This window comes from Branchiibius cervicis (genome assembly GCF_042661605.1).
GTDB lineage: Bacteria > Actinomycetota > Actinomycetes > Actinomycetales > Dermatophilaceae > Branchiibius > Branchiibius cervicis.
Map to the genome: position 1 here is coordinate 3,215,451 of NZ_JBHSWJ010000002.1, position 13,403 is coordinate 3,228,853.

The 13,403-nt window shown below is 68.5% G+C and carries 14 protein-coding genes and 3 tRNA genes; 13 read left to right on the forward strand and 4 right to left on the reverse strand.

Annotated features, from left to right (window positions below; genetic code table 11):
• Positions 1-72: 72 nt before the first annotated feature.
• Positions 73-585 (forward strand): hypothetical protein, encoded by a 513-nt coding sequence (locus ACFQBT_RS16640; protein WP_377824399.1) that lies wholly within the window; start codon positions 73-75, stop codon positions 583-585.
• On the opposite strand, the gene ACFQBT_RS16645 is transcribed toward ACFQBT_RS16640, so the two are convergent.
• Positions 560-1,021, reverse strand: coding sequence for a hypothetical protein (locus ACFQBT_RS16645; protein WP_377824401.1), 462 nt, complete (start codon positions 1,019-1,021; stop codon positions 560-562). The two genes, ACFQBT_RS16640 and ACFQBT_RS16645, sit on opposite strands and share 26 nt — an antisense overlap.
• A 66-nt stretch (positions 1,022-1,087) precedes the next feature.
• On the opposite strand from ACFQBT_RS16645, the gene ACFQBT_RS16650 reads away from it, so the two are divergent.
• The 4 genes from ACFQBT_RS16650 to ACFQBT_RS16665 all read left to right on the forward strand — a co-directional run bounded on the left by ACFQBT_RS16650 (position 1,088) and on the right by ACFQBT_RS16665 (position 2,854).
• Complete coding sequence (locus ACFQBT_RS16650; RefSeq protein WP_377825535.1) at positions 1,088-2,104, forward strand: PHP domain-containing protein; 1,017 nt, start codon at positions 1,088-1,090, stop codon at positions 2,102-2,104.
• Positions 2,105-2,573: 469 nt separating this feature from the next.
• A tRNA-Glu gene (locus tag ACFQBT_RS16655) sits at positions 2,574-2,646 on the forward strand.
• A gap of 30 nt (positions 2,647-2,676) precedes the next feature.
• Positions 2,677-2,750, forward strand: a tRNA-Asp gene (locus tag ACFQBT_RS16660).
• Between the two features lie 31 nt (positions 2,751-2,781).
• Positions 2,782-2,854: transfer RNA gene (locus tag ACFQBT_RS16665), tRNA-Phe, on the forward strand.
• A gap of 11 nt (positions 2,855-2,865) precedes the next feature.
• On the opposite strand, the gene ACFQBT_RS16670 is transcribed toward ACFQBT_RS16665, so the two are convergent.
• The gene (locus tag ACFQBT_RS16670; RefSeq protein ID WP_377824402.1) at positions 2,866-3,213 is read right to left on the reverse strand and encodes a MerR family transcriptional regulator; all 348 of its coding nucleotides are present in this window, start codon (positions 3,211-3,213) and stop codon (positions 2,866-2,868) included.
• Positions 3,214-3,278: 65 nt separating this feature from the next.
• Here ACFQBT_RS16670 and ACFQBT_RS16675 point away from each other — a divergent pair, with 65 nt between their 5' ends.
• From ACFQBT_RS16675 to ACFQBT_RS16705, 7 genes are all read left to right on the forward strand, one after another.
• The gene (locus tag ACFQBT_RS16675) at positions 3,279-3,872 is read left to right on the forward strand and encodes an RBBP9/YdeN family alpha/beta hydrolase (RefSeq protein WP_377824404.1); all 594 of its coding nucleotides are present in this window, start codon (positions 3,279-3,281) and stop codon (positions 3,870-3,872) included.
• Positions 3,873-3,910: 38 nt separating this feature from the next.
• On the forward strand, positions 3,911-5,020 hold the full coding sequence (locus ACFQBT_RS16680; RefSeq protein ID WP_377824406.1) for an MFS transporter: 1,110 nt from the start codon (positions 3,911-3,913) through the stop codon (positions 5,018-5,020).
• Positions 5,021-5,099: 79 nt separating this feature from the next.
• Positions 5,100-5,753 carry a phosphatase PAP2 family protein gene (locus ACFQBT_RS16685; protein ID WP_377824408.1) on the forward strand — a complete coding sequence of 218 codons (654 nt, stop codon included), beginning with the start codon at positions 5,100-5,102 and terminating at the stop codon, positions 5,751-5,753.
• Positions 5,754-5,786: 33 nt separating this feature from the next.
• Positions 5,787-7,433, forward strand: a complete 1,647-nt coding sequence (locus ACFQBT_RS16690) for an ABC transporter transmembrane domain-containing protein (protein WP_377824410.1) — start codon at positions 5,787-5,789, stop codon at positions 7,431-7,433.
• Positions 7,430-9,145 carry an ABC transporter ATP-binding protein gene (locus tag ACFQBT_RS16695; protein WP_377824412.1) on the forward strand — a complete coding sequence of 572 codons (1,716 nt, stop codon included), beginning with the start codon at positions 7,430-7,432 and terminating at the stop codon, positions 9,143-9,145. Before ACFQBT_RS16690 ends, ACFQBT_RS16695 begins: the two co-directional genes overlap by 4 nt.
• Before the next feature lie 52 nt (positions 9,146-9,197).
• Positions 9,198-9,797 carry a copper resistance CopC family protein gene (locus tag ACFQBT_RS16700; protein WP_377824414.1) on the forward strand — a complete coding sequence of 200 codons (600 nt, stop codon included), beginning with the start codon at positions 9,198-9,200 and terminating at the stop codon, positions 9,795-9,797.
• Positions 9,798-9,975: 178 nt separating this feature from the next.
• Positions 9,976-10,170, forward strand: coding sequence for a DUF3073 domain-containing protein (locus ACFQBT_RS16705; protein ID WP_377824416.1), 195 nt, complete (start codon positions 9,976-9,978; stop codon positions 10,168-10,170).
• Positions 10,171-10,234: 64 nt separating this feature from the next.
• Here the strand turns inward: ACFQBT_RS16705 and purM are convergent, their stop codons facing one another.
• Both purM and purF read right to left on the reverse strand, forming a co-directional pair.
• Entirely contained in the window at positions 10,235-11,344 is a 1,110-nt protein-coding gene (gene purM, locus ACFQBT_RS16710) for a phosphoribosylformylglycinamidine cyclo-ligase (protein ID WP_377824418.1), read from the reverse strand.
• Positions 11,345-11,354: 10 nt separating this feature from the next.
• A complete protein-coding gene (gene purF / locus ACFQBT_RS16715) occupies positions 11,355-12,929 on the reverse strand; it encodes an amidophosphoribosyltransferase (RefSeq protein WP_377824419.1) in 1,575 nt (524 codons plus the stop codon).
• Between the two features lie 119 nt (positions 12,930-13,048).
• On the opposite strand from purF, the gene ACFQBT_RS16720 reads away from it, so the two are divergent.
• Complete coding sequence (locus ACFQBT_RS16720; RefSeq protein ID WP_377824420.1) at positions 13,049-13,282, forward strand: hypothetical protein; 234 nt, start codon at positions 13,049-13,051, stop codon at positions 13,280-13,282.
• The last annotated feature ends 121 nt before the right edge of the window (positions 13,283-13,403 follow it).

Here is a 13,403-nt window from a genome sequence, read left to right on the forward strand (position 1 = left end):
AGGCAGCCTGCAAGCCGTCTCGCGTGTCGCCGGTCCTTCGAGCCTGTTCACCGCCCGCCTAGAGTGGGGCTCATGGCAGATGTGAGCACGTCCAACCCACTGGTCCGCAACGCGATCAGTGCCGTGACCGCCGGCGCGATCACCTTGGTGTCCCCGGCCCGAATTCCGCGTTCAGCGCGTCGCGGCGTGTCCCTGGCCCGCACCGCAACCTCGCTCGCCGCACTGGTCGGCGACCGGTTGCCCGGAGTCGTCGACAACAAGCTGCCGGCCCGCGCCTCCGCTGTAGTGGGTCGTGCTCAGACCGCTGCGCCCTTCGCCGGAGCGACCGCCGCCGGATTCGCGCTGGTGACCTCGGGGCTGGCCCTCAAGGCCGACCAGAAGGTCGAGGCACTACTCACCAAGCGGGGCGTGCGTCAGCCCCGGCTGGTGATGGCACTGGGCGTTGTGGCCGTCGTCTTCACCGTCAACACCCTCCGGCCGAAGATCCAGGCGGCCATCGCCGACCGCGCTCGCGGCATGGTGCCCGGCCAGAATCCGTCAGCCGGGACGAACGTGGCCGCTACGGATGCAGATGGTGCCAGCTGAGCAACAGCACCGAGATCAGGAACACCACCGAACCCATCGGCGCGAACACCTTGCCGGCGCGCGCGATGGCATCGGCAACGGGGACGCTCGCGCCGCGTTCGAGGGCTTTCATCGCCGCTGACCGCTGCCAGCGGAACCTCGCCGGCGCCAGCGACACCGCGAGCGGCACATAGGTCGCAATCACCAGCACGCACAACGGAATTCGCAGCCAGAACCAGCGATTCCATTGTTCGGCCAGAACCGCCACCGCGAGGACCAGGATGGCCGCGACCAGTCCGGCGACCTGGGTGACGATCACGGCTCGCCGGGCCCGCTGGGGCTGTCCGTGGGCCCGCCGGATCAACCACTCGACGTACGTTGCGGCGGTTCTGCGGCGGACCCACCACACCAGGGCAGCGCCCAGGACCAGGGCGAGCGGCACCAACCAGAACCTCATCGCGTGCACCCTACCCATCGGCGTACGCCGCGGTGGCAGGGTTGAGCCGTGACCACACCGGACGGACTGGAACCTCTCGACGCGCTGCGCCGCATCGCCTTCCTGATGGAGCGCGGCCGCAAGGGCACCTACCGGATCAAGGCGTTCCGCAACGCGGCCGACACAGTGGCCGGATTGTCCCCGCAGGAGCTCCACACGGCGTACCAGCAGGGTCGGTTGACGGACCTGCCCGGCATCGGGCCGGCGACGGCGTCGGTGATCCAACAGACGATGGACGGACAGACGCCCGACTATCTGGCCAAGCTGGAGGAGGAGTCGCCCGAGCACCTCGTCGAGGGCGGGCAGGAGCTCCTGGCAGCGTTGCGCGGTGATTGCCACTGCCACTCGGACTGGAGTGACGGCGGTTCACCGATCCAGGAGATGGTGGCCACCGCCATCGAACTCGGCCATGAATTCCTGGTGCTGACCGACCATTCGCCGCGGTTGCGGGTGGCCAACGGCCTGTCGGTGGAGCGACTGACCCAGCAACTCGGTGTCATCGACACCATCAACGCGCACGTCGACGGTTTCCGGCTGCTGCCGGGCATCGAGGTCGACATCCTCGACGACGGAGCGCTCGACCAGACCGACGCCATGCTGGACCGATTGGCGGTGCGGGTGGCATCGGTGCACTCGAAGCTGGCGATGGACAAGGCGCCGATGACCCGGCGCATGGTGGCCGCGGTGAGCAACCCGCGGGTCAACATCCTGGGTCATTGCACCGGGCGCCTGGTCGAAGGCGATCGCGGCAAACGCAAGCAGTCCACCTTCGATGCCCAGGCGGTGTTCGAGGCGTGCCTCGAACACGACACCGCGGTCGAGATCAACTCCCGACCCGAGCGGCAGGATCCACCCGACGACCTGCTGACGATGGCGCTCGAGATGGGTTGCCTGTTCTCCATCGACAGCGATGCGCACGCCCCGGGCCAATTGGACTTCCAGCAGTACGGCTGCGCGCGTGCCGAGGCGTTGGGTGTGCCCGCGGAGCGGATCGTCGACACCTGGCCCGTGGAGCGCCTGCTGGCCTGGGCGAACCCCTCGTGAACCCAGCCGCACGCTGCACACCGGCGGCAATCTGCAAACCAGCGGTTGTTTACCGCCACGAAGGTCCGCCGGATTGCCGATAACCGCTGTTGTGACAGGGCGCTCCCGCTCGAACTCATGGTCGCGCTCGGTGCGCGCTCCGCTACGGCCGCCACTCGCTACGCTCGCGACAACCTCCGCTCGCGCTTCCTCGCCGCTCGAACTTCCGGTCGCGCTCGGTGCGCGCTCCGCTACGGCCGCCACTCGCTACGCTCGCGACAACCTCCGCTCGCGCTTCCTCGCCGCTCGAACTCCTGGTCGCGCTCGGTGCGCGCTCCGCTACGGCCGCCACTCGCTACGCTCGCGACAACCTCCGCTCGCGCTTCCTCGCCGCTCGAATTGGTGGTTTGCGCAGCCCTCGCCTATAGTTGCGGAGTCCTCGACGGAACCGGGCTGCCTGGCTAAAGACACGGTGCGGGACCTCGAGTAGGTCCCCATCGTCTAGAGGCCTAGGACACCGCCCTTTCACGGCGGCAGCACGGGTTCGAATCCCGTTGGGGATACGCATGGCAACATGCAGGTCTTGTCACCAAGGCCCCGTAGCGCAGTTGGTTAGCGCGCCGCCCTGTCACGGCGGAGGTCGCGGGTTCGAGTCCCGTCGGGGTCGCTTTTCATACCCACTCGTGGGTGTGAAGTTCGGCCAGATAGCTCAGTTGGTAGAGCGAGCGACTGAAAATCGCTAGGTCGGCGGTTCGACCCCGTCTCTGGCCACCGGTTCCTTGTTATCCCTCGGTCAACGCGCACAAGGCCGCGCGAGTCGCGTCGATCCGCGTCGACTGGCGGTCCAGCCGGTGTCGCACAGCATCCAACTCGCTGCGCAGCGCAGGACACATCTCGATCGCGACCCCGTGGTCCCCGATACCGACGCAGTCCAAGTATTGCCGCATCGTGGCGGTGCTCACCCCCGCCGAGATCATCAACCGGATCCGCTCCACGGTGGCCAGATCATCGTCATCGAACTGCCGGTAGCCGTTGCCGTCCCGTCGAGGCTGCAACAGGCCCTGATCCTCATAGTGCCGCACCGCACGAGCCGAAACTCCTGTGCGCTGCGCGAACTCTCCGATCTGCATGTGCCACTCCTGGTCGCCGACTGCGCTTGACCTTCACGCTGGCGTGAAGGCCTAGCGTCGCATCCATGATCGCTACGAACCCCCAGCGGCGCTACCGGCGGGTCCTGATCGTGCATGGCTTCGGCGCATCGATCGATGACCACTGGTTCCCCTGGTTAGCCGACGCCACCCCGGGAGCCGAGCGCATCGCACTTCCCGAGGCGACCACCCCCGTTGCCCAAACCTGGATCAGCACCGTGGCCGACGCCATCGGCCGGCTCGGTCCCGAGACAGCCGTCATCGCGCACAGCCTGGGCTGTGTGACCGTCGCGCAAGCGGTACGCCGAGTGGCCGACTCCCACGACCGCCTTGGGCTCTTCGTCGCTGTCGCCCCGTTCGCGCAGGCGCTACCCACGATCGGCGATCCGGATCTCGACGCGTTCATCGCCGATGGCCTCGATGCCTTCATCGACCTGGATCTCGCCTCGATCCAGGACCTGATCGAGCGCGTCGAAGTAGTCCGCTCCGACAACGACCCCATCGTGCCGCCCATTGCCAGCGACCAGTTCGCGCACGCTGTCGGTGCGAACGTCCATGTGGTGCCCGGCGCCGGCCACTTCCTGGCCCGTGAAGGCATCGACCAATTGGATATCGCGCAGGATCTGCTCGCTCGACCGTGAAGGTGTGCACTTCGCGTCCGGTCCTGGCGGTCCTCGGAATGTCACTGTTTGCCTACGCTTCCAGTGAATTGTTCACCGCCGGAGCGCTTTTGCCGATGCACGAGGATCTGGGCGTATCCACCGACACGATCGGGTCCCTGGTCACAACGTATGCCGTGGTGGCTGCCGTCACGCTTCTGCCGGCCGCGGCCCTGACCCGTCGTCTCGCGCCGCGCCGAGTCCTGGTGGGCGGCATGCTGGCCCTCGCGATCAGCCAGGCCGCTCTCACGGTTGCCCCATCCCTGACGTACGTCGAACTCGCCCGGGTCTTCGCCGCAGCCTGCCACGGGCTGGTGTGGGCCGCCGTACCTGTGGTCGCCGTCTCGCTGATGCCCCGACAACCCGGAAAGGCCACCGCCGTCGTGTTCCTCGGTGGCTCGCTGGGCACCGTGGTGGGTTCGCCGCTGGTCGCCCAGATCAGCCAACTCGGCTCGTGGCGATTGGCGGCAGCACTCCTCGGCGTTCTGGCCGCGGGATGCGCCGTCGGGCTGCGTCGCCTGGTGCCCGACCTACCGGCCCAGGGCAGCACCAACCCCGGGACGCCGCTGGTGCCCGCTACTTCGCGCCGCCGGGTCGCCCGCTGGTGCATCGTGATCGTGCCGATCGCGGCCGCTTACACGGCGTCATACACCTATATCGCCGAGACGGCCGGCCAGGCGGGAGTCCCCGTCCGATGGGTCCCCGCGCTGATGCTCACCATGGGCATGGGCGGACTTGCCTCGACCGTGTCGGCCGGACGGGCACACGATCGGTACCCGGGCGCCGCGACCGTGCTCTCCGTGGGCGTATTGGCTGGGGGCTTCGCGCTGGGTGTAGCGCGGGCGCCGGTCTTCGTTATCGGGGCGCTGCTGTGGGCGGCCGCCTACGCGGCCCTGATCGTGCAGTTCCAGGCGTTCGTCACCGAGGATTCGCCGGGGTGGAGCCGATTAGCGTCCTCGTTCTACGTCCTTGCTTTCCAGATCGGTATCGCTGCGGGCGGCCTGCTCGGTGGGCGCGCCATCACCGGGGCGCGCGGCAATCTTGCCGCCCTGTCCACGGCACTGGCCATCGCCGGAGCCCTCTTGACCGGGTACACCGTGCGCGGCCGCGGCTCAGCGAACGCGACCTGACCGGGCCGCCCGGGGAACGAACGCTCGACAAGCACCCACCATCGAAGGGACCGCCCCTCGTAGCGCCTACGGTGCCTACATGGATACCAGCCGCCGCCACATTGCGGCTGCGGTGCTCTACGTGTGCCTGGTGCTGGTCCTGGTGATCTCGCTGGCTGTCCAGGTGCGCACCGGCTCCGGCTTGGTTCACCTCGACCGGTCCATCGAACAGTCGGTCACGGCCTCACGTACTCCGGGCCTGACCGCCTGGGCGCGCGTGCTGACCACGATCGGTCGCATTCTGGTCGTCGCGACCGTTGCTCTGATCGTCACAGCGGTGGCGGCGATCCGCCGCGACGACGAAGCCGTGGTCCTGCTCGCGGTGGGTCTGGCCACCAGCAGCGTGCTGGTCGTGGGCATCAAGAGCATCGTGGGTCGAGCCCGTCCACCGGTGATCGACATGACCGGTCCGGCCCCGCACTCCTTCTCCTTCCCCTCCGGACACACCACGGCGAGCACGATCTTCTACGGCATCCTTCTTCTCCTCGCCTGGCGCCGGACCGGCAACCGCTGGGCACGAGCAGCACTAGCCGCCGTCTTCGTCGCCGTGGTCGGCGGCGTCGGATGGTCGCGGGTCTACCTCGGCTTCCATTGGGCCACCGATGTTCTGGCCGGCTGGCTGCTCGGCTCCGCGGTACTCGTCGCGCTCGCGGTGTGGCGGCCACCGTCGCTGGGTCGGCGCCAGCCAACTTAGGCTTACCTCACCTGGCGATGGCATGATGCCGGAGTGAGCGTCACCTCATCATCAGCGCCGATGACCGACTCCGGCGCCGCCTTCCTGCGGGCAGCCCTGCACACCGAGCGATGGCCGTTGTTCGGCTCGGCAACACTCTTCAGCACCCACCAGTTCGGTGAGGCCCTGGTGCCGGTGATCGTGGGGGCGACCATCAGCCAGGCGATCGACGGCGGCTCGGTCCGCGACATGGTGATGTGGCTGGTCGTCCTGGCCTCCGACTTCCTCTTCCTGTCCATCTCCTTCCGATGGGCCGCCCGCACCAACAAACGCACCCAACAAGTCATCGAGCACCGCATCCGGATGTGGCTGACCGACCGTCTGGTCGCTTCCGGTACGACGACCGGTCACCTGCCCGGCGATCTGCTCACCCGGGCCTCCAGCGATGCGATGCGAATCGGGGTCTTCGCCCGCGACTTCGCTCGCAGCCTCGCCGCGGCAGCCGTCATCGTCTTCGCCACCGTGCTGCTGCTGCGAAGCTCGGCCCTCCTCGCGGTTGTCGTCCTGATCGGGACCGCGGTCCTGCTGCTCGCCGAGCGAGTCATCGCCCGGCGCGTGACCCGGCGCAGCGCGACCGAGCAGGAGGAACAAGCCCGGGCCGCCACCCTCGCCCACGACCTGCTGCGTGGCTTGCGGGTTCTGAAAGGCATCAACGCCACCGGTCCCGCAGCCGCCGAGTACCGCCTCGCCAGTCACGACGCAGTGCGCGCTTCGGTGCACGCCATGTCCGCCGAAGCCACCCTCGCCGCGGTAGGCGCGCTCCTGTCCGGCCTGTACCTGGTCGTCATCGCTGCCGTCGGCGGCTGGCTGGCCCTCACCGGGCAACTCTCCGTCGGTGCGCTCATCGCAGCCCTGGGCCTGGCCCGCTTCCTGGTCGACCCCATGCAGACCGTGTCCGAAGCTGCCTCGGTCTACGGCCGCGCGGTCGCCTCCGCCGAACGCGTCCGGGAAGTGCTCACCCCCGCCCCGACGTACGCCGATCGCGGCCCTGGGACTGCACGCCGGCTGACCGTCGAGAACCTGCCGCTCGGCGATGACACCGGTTACGTCCTGACGGCAGATTTCGAGCCGGGCTGCACGGGGGTGGTCTGCGGTGACCCGGCTGCGGCGACTCGATTCCTGCGGCTGCTGGCCGGCGAGGAACAACCCATGGCAGGAACGTTCTCCGGTGATCCGCTGGTGAACTTCCACGATGCCGCGCTCCTGCCCGGCACCATCCAGGAGAACCTCGAGGCGGTCGCCGCGGACCCGGCGATCATCGACCGAGCGGCTCGAGCGGCGTACGTCGATGAGGTCCTCGCCAGCACACCGCAGGGGGCTGCGACGTATGTCGGCGAGCAGGGTGAACGGCTCTCCGGCGGGCAACGGCAACGGGTCTGTCTGGCTCGGGCGCTGGCGGCCGACCGGCCGGTGTTGGTGCTGCACGACCCCACGACTGCCGTCGATTCCGCGACCGAGGACCGGATTGCTGAACGTGTGGTGCGGCTGCGGCAGGGCCAGGTCACGGTGGTGGTCACGACGAGCCCTACCTGGCTGGCGCGCTGCGACCGCGTGGTGCACCTGGCCGAGCACGAGTGCCGGGTCGACCGGCACGAGTCGCTGCTCCAGGCCGAGGACTACGCACTGGCGGTGATGCGATGAGCGCCACCGTGCTTCCCGTCGCCGACGGCGGGCAGATCCGCCGCTACCTGCGCACACTGTTACCTGGTCGCAGACTGCTCCTGGCCGGCACGATCCTGGTGATGCTCGGTGTCAGTCTGCTGAACCTGGCCATCCCGGCCACGATCGGTTGGATCACGCAGGCGGTCGTCGACCGCCGGCATCCCAGTGCCCTCACGATCCCGATCGCGTTGTTGACCGCGGCGGTCGTGGCTGGCGCGATCTGTACCTACTTCGCCCGACTCCTGCTGGCCCGCCTGGTCTTTCCCGCCGTCGGCAGCCTGCGGGAAGACGCCCTCAGCCACGCCGTAGATCTCCCGATCGATGTCGTCGAAGCCGGGGATTCGGGTGATGTGATCTCGCGGGTATCCGGCGACGCCGAGCGCGTCACCGACGCCGCATCGGAGGTCCTCGGCTACTTCGTCACCTCGGCGTTGGCCATCGTCGCGGCTCTGATCGGCCTCGCAGCGATCGACTGGCGGTTCGCCGTGGCCGGGTTGCTCGCCGTACCCATCCAGGCGCACACCCTGCGCTGGTATCTGCGTCGGTCCCGGCCCATCTACGCCGCGGGACGCGCCGCCGACGGGCGTCGCGCGTCGGCCCTGCTCACCGGGTTCACCGCCCTGCCCACGTTGCGCGCACTGGGTCTGACCGGTCGACAACGCGGACGCATCGAGTCCGCGTCGAAGGAGTCGATGGGCTACGAACTGGCCGCGATGCAGACGATGACCCGGTTCTGGGGACGGCTCAACCTGGCTGAATTCGTCGGTCTCGCCGCGATTCTGCTGGCCGGCTTCTTCCTGGTCCGCAGCGGGACCACCTCCGTCGGCGCCGCGACAGCGGCCGCACTGTTCTTCGCCGGTCTCTTCGGCCCGATCAACGGCGTGCTGGCCACCTTCGACACGCTGCAGCAAGCCGCCGCCGGTGTCGCCCGACTGGTCGGGGTGACGACCGTGCCGCGTCACGAGACGGCCTTCGAGACCGGGACCGACCAAGTCGTCGAGGTTTCCGACCTGACCTTCGGGTACGCCGATGGGCCGGCTGTCCTGGACGATGTCACCCTCCGTGTCGGGCCGGGTGAGAAGGTAGCGGTCGTCGGAACCACGGGTTCGGGCAAGTCGTCTCTGGCCTCTCTTGTCACCGGATTGCGCACGCCCAGAGCCGGATCCATCGTTTGGGGTCGTCCTGTTGTCGAGCGGTCCGCGGCGCTGGTGACCCAGGAGACGCACGTCTTCGCCGGCACCATTGCCGACAATCTGCGCCTCGGCCGGCCGGACGCGACGCACGAGCAGATCGCGCAGGCGATGGTGGCGGTCGGCGCCGACCACTGGGTCCGCACCCTTCCCGACGGCCTCGACGCCAGGGTGGGCGGCGGCGGCCGGCCGCTGACCGCCGTACAGGCCCAGCACCTTGCCCTGGCCAGGGTGCACCTGATGGACCCTGCGCTGGTGGTGCTGGACGAGGCGAACGCCGAGGCCGGCAGTGACACCAGCCGGCAACTGGACCGGGCCTTCGCGGCGGTCGTCAGAGGCCGCGCAGCCGTGGTCATCGCCCATCGGCTCAACCAGGCCGCCGATGCCGATCGGATCCTGGTGATGGAATCGGGCCGGGTCGTGGAGCAGGGCAACCACGCCGAGTTGATCGTGGCCGGCGGCCGCTACGCCGAGCTGTGGCACGCCTGGTCGGCCGGCTGATGGCGTCTCGCCGCAATTGGGCAGCCGCCGCCCCACCCCGGATACTTGGGCCATGCTTCGCACCGCCGCGACCCGGTCACTGCTCGCCCTGATCGCACTTCTGGTCCTCCCCGTGACACTTCTCTTCGGCGCGCCCGCCGCGAGCGCCCACGACCGCCTGGTGTCGAGCAGCCCCGCCGACGGCAGCACCGTCTCCTTCCCGAAGCAGATCACCCTGACGTTCAACGAGTCGGTGGCCTCCGTCGGTGCGGTCATCGTGGTCAAGAGCGGCGACCAGGAGTGGCAGAACGGCGTTCCCACGGTCGACGGCCGCACCGTGACCCAGCAGGTGCGCACCGGTCCGGCGGGCAGTTACACCGTCGCCTGGCGCGTCACCTCCGCCGATGGCCATCCGATCAGCGGCCAGTTCTCCTTCACCGGCACCACGCCGACGACCTCCACGTCGACCTCCGCCGCCACCAGTAGCGGCACCGTCGCAGGTCTGCCCGGGGCGGCCACCTCACCCGGCCTACCGACCCAGCAAAAGCCGACCGACAGCACCAACAACGCACCGTTCCTGATCGTCCTCGGGGCGCTGGGCGTGTTGATCGTCATCGGCCTCCTGCTCGCCATCGGCCGACGCCATCTGAAGGACGATGAACCGGCGCTATGACACTCGGGCCCTTTGGGCCGACCGGTTCGGGAAACCTGCGGCATCTGAGGTACCGTTGGCAGCACGACAAATGCCCAGGATCCCGGGACCCCGGACATCGCACGTGTCTGACTGGTCTGCCAGTTCAGCACTTGCGGCGACCGGCAGCCCGGCACACAAGACATGAGGGGGTCTCGCCATGGGGCGCGGCCGGGCCAAAGCCAAGCAGACCAAGGTTGCACGGGAGCTGAAATATTTCTCCCCCGACACCGACCTCAACGCACTCGAGCGTGAGCTTCGCCATGCGACTCCGCGCGAGCCGGAAGAAGTCGTCGAGACCGATGATGACGGCGACGAGTACGACGACTACGCCGACTGGGCAACGCGACACTGACTTCGCATCCTGAGGCGACGTGCTGTCGACCTACCGGCCGTCAGCACGTCGCCTCAGGTTGCGCTCAGTTGCGGTAGGCACCCACCAGTTGGGCGCCGCCGGCGTCGACACCCTTCGCACCGCGCACTACTGGCGCAGCCTCGTCGTTGACCTGATCGTCCGAGACGATCCGGCCCATCGGCCAGGCGTCGATTCCCAGTGATTGCAGTACGTCGATCGCGGCCTGCGCCTGTGCCTGCGGCAGCACTGCGGTGAAGCCAACGCCCATGTTGAGCGTGCCCTCGAGGTCCAGTTGCGGCACGCGCCCAGCCTCACCGATGACCGTGAAAACCGCCGGCGGCTGCCAACTGCTGCGGTCGACCACTGCGGTGACGCCCTGCGGCAGCACGCGCGCGATATTGGCGGCCAGGCCGCCGCCGGTGATGTGTGACAACGCGTGGATGTCGATGCCGTCGGTGCGGATCAGCGTCAGGAGATCGGCGGCGTAGACCCGCGTCGGGGTGAGCAGGGCCGGGCCCAAGGTGCCCAACTCAGCCACCTCGGTGTCCCAACCCCAGCCCTGGGAGGCGACCACTCGGCGTACCAGCGAGAAGCCGTTGGAGTGCAGGCCGGAGGAGGCCAGCCCCAGCACCACATCGCCGACCTGGACCCGGTCGGGAGTCAGCAGGTCGGCCCGCTCGACGACGCCGGTCGCGGCGCCGGCGACGTCGTACTCGTCGGGCTCGAGCAACCCGGGGTGCTCGGCGGTTTCGCCGCCGATCAGCGCCACGTTGGCCTGGGCACAGGCGGCCGCGATGCCGGACACGATGGCGGCGATCCGTTCAGGGACGACCTTGCCGGTGGCGATGTAGTCGGTCATGAAGAGCGGCTCGGCGCCACAGACCACGATGTCGTCGACGACCATGCCGACCAGGTCGAAGCCGATGGTGTCGTGCTTGTCGATGGCCTGGGCGATGGCGACCTTCGTGCCGACACCGTCGGTGGACGTGGCCAGGACCGGGTGCGCCATCCGCGCGATGGCGGAGGCGTCGAAGAGACCGGCGAACCCGCCCAAACCGCCGAGCACCTCGGGGCGCTGGGCGGTGCGGATGGAGGCTTTCATCAGCTCGACGGCTTTGTCGCCGGCTTCGACATCGACGCCCGCCTCGGCGTACGTGATCGGGGTGTCGCTCATGACTGGCAGCCTACGGATGCAACAGGGCGCCTTCGCCCCCGGCTGACACGCCGAGCGGGACGCCATCAGCATCGACCGTGTAGTCGATGGACTGGTCGTGCCCGGTGCGCACCTCGATGGGCAGCGTCTCCAACACGTGCTTGCCGATCAGACCGTCCTCGGGCAGCGTGATCGGGTACTCGCCGGTGAAGCACGCCGAGCACAGCTGCGACGCTGGCTGCTCGGTGGCCGCGATCATCCCCTCCTCGGAGATGTAGCCCAACGAGTCTGCGCCGATGGAAGCCCGGATCTCTTCCACGCCAAGGCCGTTCGCGATCAACTCGGCACGAGTCGCAAAGTCGATGCCGTAGAAGCAGGGCCAGCGCACCGGCGGGCTCGAGATGCGCACGTGCACCTCCTTGGCACCGGCCTCGCGCAGCATCCGCACCTGGGCCCGCTGGGTGTTGCCGCGCACGATGGAGTCATCGATGACCACGACCCGCTTGCCGCGGATGGTGTGCTCCAGCGGGTTCAGCTTGAGCCGGATACCCAGTTGGCGCAGCGTCTGGGAGGGCTGGATGAAGGTGCGGCCGACGTAGGCGTTCTTGACGAACCCTTGGCCGAAGGGGATACCGGACTCCTGCGCGTAACCGGTCGCCGCGGGGACACCGGACTCGGGAACGCCGATGACCAGGTCCGCCTCTACCGGGTGCTCGCGCGCCAACTCCCGGCCCATTTCGACCCGCGCCTCGTGCACCACCCGACCGCGGATAACGGCGTCCGGCCTTGCCAGATAGACGTATTCGAAGACGCACCCCTTGGGGGTGGGCTCAGCGAACTTGTGGCTGCGCAGACCGTTCTCGTCGATGGCGATCAGCTCGCCCGGCTCGACCTCGCGGATGACGCTGGCTCCGATGGTCTGCAGCGCGGCGGTCTCGGAGGCGACGACCCAGCCCCGCTCGAGCCGGCCAAGCGCCAGGGGACGCACACCGTAGGGGTCGCGCGCGGCGTACAGGGTTCGCTCGTTCATGAAGACGAAGCAGAACGCGCCACGCAGCTTGGGCAGGAGTTCCAGCGCGGCGTCTTCGAGGCTGCGATCCGGGTCGGCAGCCAGCAGAGTGGTCACCAGGGCGGTGTCGGAGGTGTTGCCGCGGGCTAATTCACCGCGGATCTCCCGGCCGACGTGCGACTCGTCGACCATGTCGCGCAACTCGACCGTGTTGATCAGGTTGCCGTTGTGAGCCAGCGCAACGGTGCCCTGATCGGAGCCGCCGAGCGTGGGCTGGGCGTTCTCCCAGGTGCTCCCGCCGGTCGTGGAATAACGGGTGTGCCCGATGGCCAGATGGCCCTTCATCGAGCTCAACGCCGACTCGTCGAAGACCTGCGAGACCAGACCCATGTCCTTGTAGACCAGGATGCTGTGCCCGTCGCTGGTCGCGATGCCGGCCGATTCCTGCCCGCGGTGCTGCAAGGCATAGAGGCCGAAGTAGGTCAGTTTGGCGACATCCTCGCCAGGTGCCCAGACTCCGAAGACCCCGCAAGCATCCTGCGGGCCCTTCTCGCCGGGGATCAGATCGTGCGTCAGTTTGCCGTCACCACGCGCCACTACCCCATTTTCTCACGTTTCAACCGTGGTTCGCGCCGTCTGGCGTGTGACGTCGGCCAGACGCCCGATCGACGTACGCCGATTGGTCGCCTCGCGCGCGAGCGCCTAGCGTTGTCGGGGTGAACACCGCACCGCAGCGTCGCAAGGTCTACCGGTCGCCGAATATCGTCGCGTTCCTGGTGACCGGTGCCGTGATCGGGATCATCCTCGGCGCGATCGTCGGCGCCTCAGGTGACAGCGGTGACTACACGGACTGGTCGGCGATCGGCTACCTTGCGGTCGTCTTCGGCTCCTTGGGCGCCTTGCTCGGCGGGGTCGCAGCCGTTCTGGCCGACTGGTGGGCGCACCGCTGAGCCGCAGCTGGACCCACCCCGCAATACAGGGACACTCGACCCACGCGGCGAGCCCGCGACCGCCGTACGCCTGCAATACAGGGACAGTCGACCCACGCGGCGATCCCGCGACCGCCGTACG